The 604-nt window shown below is 34.3% G+C and carries 1 protein-coding gene; it reads right to left on the reverse strand.

All coding sequences use genetic code 11. The features are described 5' to 3' along the window. Window positions 1-190: 190 nt before the first annotated feature. Window positions 191-604: hypothetical protein (locus GMD1S_RS08750; protein ID WP_008281827.1), on the reverse strand; the 414-nt coding region annotated here is incomplete at its 5' end.

Here is a 604-nt window from a genome sequence, read left to right on the forward strand (position 1 = left end):
CAAATACTACAAGGGCTATAACTAGCCAAAGTAAAGTACGTTTTTTCATCTCTTTCCTCCTATATAGCGGAATCTAAGTATATTATATCATGAATGTAAAAAAAAAATACTTTTAGCAAGTATTCTAAGTTGGTAGAGAATGAGTAATATTAAATTTGAGTAAAAATTATCAAAGGTTTTTAAGTTACTGTTAGTCATAAAGATCCCATAAATTTCCTTTCAAAATTCTTATTGGTTGCATTTGAATAATAACAAGTTTCTCAGGGATTTCATTTAAATTACGTTTTAGTGGAAAACCTAATGTAAATTTAGTATCCTTATTATTATTGATTCTACCGTTCACTGTCATCATATAACCTCCGCCTTGAGGAGTTCCATTTCCTACCTGACCAACTTCCATACTATCCCAATCAAATTGGACACTCTCAACTTTTGAATTCCAAGATTTAACGAAGTTCGCCATTTCCTCTTCATGCTCCTTCAGATAAGCCAACTGCTTAGCCCGTGGGCTCAGAGTTATTCCTCCAAATAGATTTGTTTCCTGTGCCATCCATGCGCCTCCTCCAAATACTACAAGGGCTATAACTAGCCAAACCAAAGTACG

It is taken from the genome of Streptococcus sp. GMD1S (genome assembly GCF_000296875.1).
Taxonomy (GTDB): domain Bacteria; phylum Bacillota; class Bacilli; order Lactobacillales; family Streptococcaceae; genus Streptococcus.